Below are 5,007 nucleotides of genomic sequence, written 5' to 3' on the forward strand. Positions count from 1 at the left end.
CAGCAGCGCCCCCAACGTTGGCAGGCCAAGCCAGATGGCCCAGTGGAACTGCCACTGCCCCTCGAACCACCACCACTGCAGGCCAAAAGAGCAGAGCTCCACCACCATGCTGGCACAGAGCCCCGCCAGCGCACCACTGGCCACCAGCTCCCAGCGCAGCATCTTTTTCAGCAGGTCGCTGCTGGCCCCCAGGGTGCGCATCAGCAACAGTTCGCGCCGACGCTGGGCCATGCTGGCCTGAGTCTGGGTCAGCAGCACCAGCAGTGCGGCTACCGTCACTAGCCCCAGCATCAGCGCCAGCCCCCGGCTCACCTGTTCCGATACCTGAGTGAGCCGCGCAATCAGGTCATCCACATCGATAAGACTCACCGTGGGGTGGCGGCGGATCAACTCCACCTCGGCAGAGCGCCCCGCCTCGGGCAATCGGTAACTACCAAGCCAGGTACGGGAGAAGGGTGCCAGCAGATCCTCGGAGAAGATCATGTAGAAGTTGGGGCGCATGTTGTCCCACTTGATGCTGCGCAAACTGGTGACCCTGGCGCCAAAGCTGCGCCCCTCGATAGTAAAGGCGAGCATGTCCCCCAACTTGATATCGAGCCGCTTGGCCAGCTCGCTATCCACCGACACCTCGCCGGGCCCGGCAAGCCATTTACCGGCCACCAGCTTGTTGTCGATTGGCAGGGTCGCCGTGGTAGTGAAGTTAAGCTCCCGATCGACCCCTTCACGACCACTACTCGCCCCCTCGCCCACCGCCTCACCGGCGATATGGGTCAGCCTGCCGCGCACCATGGGGTAGAAGTCGGAGGTGTTGGCCCCGGCTGCCGCCAGCTCGCTCAGGATCCCCTCCCGCTCGTTCTCGGCCACATTGACCAGAAAACGGTTGGGTGCATCAACCGGGAGACGGGCCGAAAACTCATCCAGCAGATCGACCCTTGCCGCCCATAGCAAGCCAAACAGCATCAATGCCAGCGCAAAGCCCGCCAGCTGAAACAGGCCGCTGCTGCGCTCGCGCGACAGGTGGGCTAGCGCCAGCCGCAAGGCATGAGGCCCGTTCACTCTTGCTCCCAGCCGCAACATCAGCGCCGCCAGCAGGGCCAACAGCCCCATCAGCAAGCCCATGCCCCCCACCAGACCCAGCGCCAACCGCACATCGGCGGTAAAGCCCCAGACCAGCGCAAACAGCCCGAGCAGGCCGACCGGCAGAGCCAGCCAGGGGGGAATCCCCGCCTCCAGCTCCCGGCGCAATACCCGCAGCGGCGGCACCTTCAGCAGCCGCAAGAAGGGCACAAAAGCGAGCAGCAGGGTGATAAAGAGCGCCACTGCCATGCCCAGCGCAAAGGGGCGCCAGGAGGGGGGCGGCAGATCCGGCGGCAGCAGGTCCCCCAGCAGTTGCAAGGTGATCCACTGCATGGCTGTGCCCGCCACCAGACCTAGCAACGCGCCGATCAGCGTCAGCGACAGCAGCAGGGTTCCCATCAGTTGCCAGAGCGAGTGACGGGATGCCCCCAGGGTCTTGAGCAGTGCCACCATATTAGTCTGGCGCTCGGCAAAGTGGCGCACCGCAATCCCCATCGCCAACGCCCCCAGCAACACCCCGCTTAGCGAGGCGAGCCGGAAGAAACGCTCGGCATTGGCCAGCGAGCGACCCACTTGGGATTCGCTGTCATCCGGTTTGATCCACTTCTGTCCGGCCTGCAATTGCGGCAACAACCATTGCTCGTAACGGGCCAGCGACTCTCGCGGCCCTTTGAACAGATAGCGCCACTGCTGGCGGCTGCCGGGGAGCAGAGCACCGGTCGCCTCGATATCGGCACTGTGGATCAGCGCACGCGGCGCCAGCAGGAAGGGGCTGAAGCCCTGATCCGGCTCCTCGCCAAGCAGGCCTGCCACCTTGAGCACCGTATTGCCCACCTCCAGCTCATCCCCCGTTTTGGCCTTGAGCAGCTGCATCACCCGGGCGGAGAGCCAGATCTCGCCGGGGGCCGGGGCACGGGCAGGTTCCAGAGTGAGCTTGCCGTAGAAGGGAAAACCATCGGGCACCGCCCGAATGGAGGCGAGCTGCAGCGCGTCGCCGTGAAACAGCATGCTGTTGAAGCTGACGGTGGTCTGCACCGCCAAGCCATCCTGTTTAGCCCGGGCTAGCCAGCCATCCGGCAGGGCGGCGGCGGTGCGCAGCACCCGATCCGCTCCGATAAAGTCGCGGCCCGACGCCTTGAGTCCGGCATCGAGCCGATCCGCCACCAATGCCACACTCAAGACACACGCCACGCTAAGCGCTAGCGCCAGCACAAACCAGCGCAGCTCGCCGCTGAAACCTTCCCGGCGCAGCAGTCGCCATCCCAATCGCCACTGCATCATCCCTTGCATCTCCCGCCTGACCCGCAGCTCACCCCGTTACACCACATCATGGGCCACCTCGCGATCCAGCCGACCCGCCGTCATGACCAGTTGCCGCTGGCAACGCTCGGCCAGCTGATGGTCATGGGTCACCACCACCAGGGTGGTGCCGTGCTTGCGATTGAGTTCAAACAGCAGCTCGATCACCTTCTCGCCGGTCTTGCTGTCGAGGTTGCCGGTCGGCTCGTCCGCCAGCAGCAGACTGGGGCGGGTCATAAAGGCACGGGCGATGGCCACCCGTTGCTGCTCACCGCCGGAGAGCCGTGGCGGCAGATGGTGCAACCGCTCGCCAAGCCCGACCGCCGCCAACAGCTCGCGGGCTCTTGGTTCGCAATCACGCTCGCCGCGCAGCTCGGCGGGCAGCATCACATTCTCCAGCGCCGTCATGGTCGGGAGCAGCAGGAACGACTGGAACACAAAGCCGATCTGCTCGGCGCGCAACCGGGCCCGGCCCTCCTCATCCAGCTCGCCAAGGGATTTGCCGAGGATCTCGATATCTCCCTGACTCGGCAGATCGAGCCCGGCCAGCAGCCCCAGCAGGGTGGACTTGCCGGAGCCGGAGGCGCCGACCAGTGCCACCGTCTCGCCGCTATTGACTTGCAGATCGATCCCTTCAAGGATGGTGAGGCTTTCCTGGCCGAGGCGAACCGATTTGCCGAGGCCCTTGACGACAATAATGGGGGTTGAACTCATGCTCTGTATCCTTTGTTCCAATCCCTTGATGACAATCCATAGCGGGAGTTGAATTGATGGTGCGTATTCTGTTTGTCTTGTTCGTTGGCCTCGGCAGCCTGCTCTCGTCGGCTCAGGCCCAGACCCTGCTGGTGCTGGGAGACAGCCTGAGCGCCGGCTATCAGATGCAGGTTGAGCAGAGCTGGCCTGCCCTGCTCAACCAGAAATGGCAGGAGGAGGGGGGCAAACACACCCTGCTCAATGCCAGCATCAGCGGTGAAACGACCCAGGGGGCGCTGGCCCGTCTGCCCGCTCTGCTGAAGGAGCACAAACCGGACTGGCTGCTGATCGAACTGGGAGGCAACGATGGCCTGCGTGGCTTCGCACCGACCATTACCCGCCAGAATCTGGCCAGCATGATCGCGCTCGCCAAGGAGCAGCAGACCCGTGTGGTGTTGACCCAAATCCAGCTGCCCCGCAACTACGGTGCCCGCTATCTGCGCCAGTTCGAACAGATCTTTCCCGAGTTGGCCCAGGCTAACGATCTGCCGCTGCTGCCCTTCTTTATGGATGATATTGCGCTGCGCCCTGAACTTATGATGAACGATGGCATTCATCCCACCCCGGCGGCCCAGCCCCAAATCCGCGATAAAGTCGCCCGCTTTATGGAGCCGCTGCTCAGCCAATAAGCCCGCCGTCTATCGCCAATATCCCATAACAAAATATCCCGCCAAAATCGGATGTTTTGAATGGTCGACGATCTCGGCATGGCACCTTGACCCAACCAATCCATCGCCAATACCCAATAACAACACATCCCGCCGAAGCGGGATGTGTTGTTATTGATTTAGCATAACCGGCAGGCAGCGTCTCAGCTTTCCAGCACCTGGCGCAGCCGCTCCTGGGCCACGCCGACCAGCAAGTCGGGCTGAAATTTGGAGATAAAGCGGTCACACCCCACCTTCTTGACCATGGCTTCGTTGAAGTTGCCGCTCAGGGAGGTATTGAGGGTGATAAAGAGGTCAGACATGCGCGGATCGCTGCGCACCTCGTGGGTCAGGCGGTAGCCGTCCATCTCCGGCATTTCGGCATCGGTGATCATCAACAGGATCTCGTCGGTCACCTTCTTGCCTGCATCGCACCACCCCTTGAGCAGGGTCAGCGCCTGCAAACCATCCTGACACTCGATCACCTCAAGCCCAAGCTGGCCCAGGGTCTCGCGCACCAGATTGCGGGCGGTGCTGGAGTCATCGACGATCAGCACTTTGCGTCCATGCATCTCGGGCAGGATCTCCCGATCCAGCACCTCCTCGGAGATGCGGATGTCATAGGTGATGATCTCCGCCAACACCTTCTCTACATCGATGATCTCGACGATCTGATCCACTCCATCTTCGGGAATGCGGGTGATGGCAGTGAGGTAGTTGGCGCGCCCGGCGGAGCGCGGCGGCGGCAGGATATCCTTCCAGGTCATGTTGACGATATTGGCCACCTGCCCCACCAGAAAGCCCTGAATGGTGCGGTTGTACTCGGTGATGATGAGGTTGGATTCACTGTCGATGGGCATGGGACGCATCCCGATGGCGCTGCGCAGGTTGATCACCGGGATCGAGGTACCGCGGATATTGGCCACCCCGCTGATATTGTGATGGGAGCCCGGCATCTTGCTCAGATGGGGCAACTTGACAACTTCCCGTACCTTGAAGACGTTGATGGCGAACATCTGACGGGTGCCGAGACGAAACATCAACAACTCGAGGCGGTTTTCACCCACCAGTTGAGTTCGTTGATCAACGGAATCCAATATACTCGCCATACGCTGATATCCATCTGATTATTAATCGACTCTATTATAGAGGCTGCCCGCCAGGAAAGGCAGGCGCATTTTCAACCAGAGCTACCAACCAGACAAAAAAAGTGAGGCCGAAGCCTCACTTA

The 5,007-nt window shown here is 62.0% G+C and carries 4 protein-coding genes; 1 reads left to right on the top strand and 3 read right to left on the bottom strand.

Going from position 1 to position 5,007, the window contains the following annotated elements; translation table 11 throughout:
* Both DBR30_RS16965 and DBR30_RS16970 read right to left on the bottom strand, forming a co-directional pair.
* Positions 1-2,358, bottom strand: a 2,358-nt coding sequence (locus DBR30_RS16965) for an ABC transporter permease (protein WP_258224472.1), incomplete at its 3' end; no start/stop codon positions are given.
* A 36-nt stretch (positions 2,359-2,394) separates the two neighbouring features.
* Entirely contained in the window at positions 2,395-3,090 is a 696-nt protein-coding gene (locus DBR30_RS16970; protein ID WP_019446439.1) for an ABC transporter ATP-binding protein, read from the bottom strand.
* A 56-nt stretch (positions 3,091-3,146) separates the two neighbouring features.
* Between DBR30_RS16970 and DBR30_RS16975 the strand changes: the two genes are divergently transcribed.
* Positions 3,147-3,758, top strand: coding sequence for an arylesterase (locus tag DBR30_RS16975; RefSeq protein WP_106842862.1), 612 nt, complete (start codon positions 3,147-3,149; stop codon positions 3,756-3,758).
* 182 nt (positions 3,759-3,940) lie between these two features.
* Here the strand turns inward: DBR30_RS16975 and DBR30_RS16980 are convergent, their stop codons facing one another.
* A complete protein-coding gene (locus tag DBR30_RS16980; protein ID WP_005335238.1) occupies positions 3,941-4,885 on the bottom strand; it encodes a chemotaxis protein CheV in 945 nt (314 codons plus the stop codon).
* Positions 4,886-5,007: the final 122 nt, after the last annotated feature.

This window comes from Aeromonas sp. HMWF017 (assembly GCF_003061465.1).
Taxonomy (GTDB): domain Bacteria; phylum Pseudomonadota; class Gammaproteobacteria; order Enterobacterales; family Aeromonadaceae; genus Aeromonas; species Aeromonas veronii.

Excerpts from the sequence above, each read along its gene's own strand:
- DBR30_RS16970 (WP_019446439.1), bottom strand. The coding sequence starts at position 3,090 with ATGAGTTCAACCCCCATTATTGTCGTCAAGGGCCTCGGCAAATCGGTT.
- DBR30_RS16975 (WP_106842862.1), top strand. The coding sequence starts at position 3,147 with ATGGTGCGTATTCTGTTTGTCTTGTTCGTTGGCCTCGGCAGCCTGCTC.
- DBR30_RS16980 (WP_005335238.1), bottom strand. The coding sequence starts at position 4,885 with ATGGCGAGTATATTGGATTCCGTTGATCAACGAACTCAACTGGTGGGT.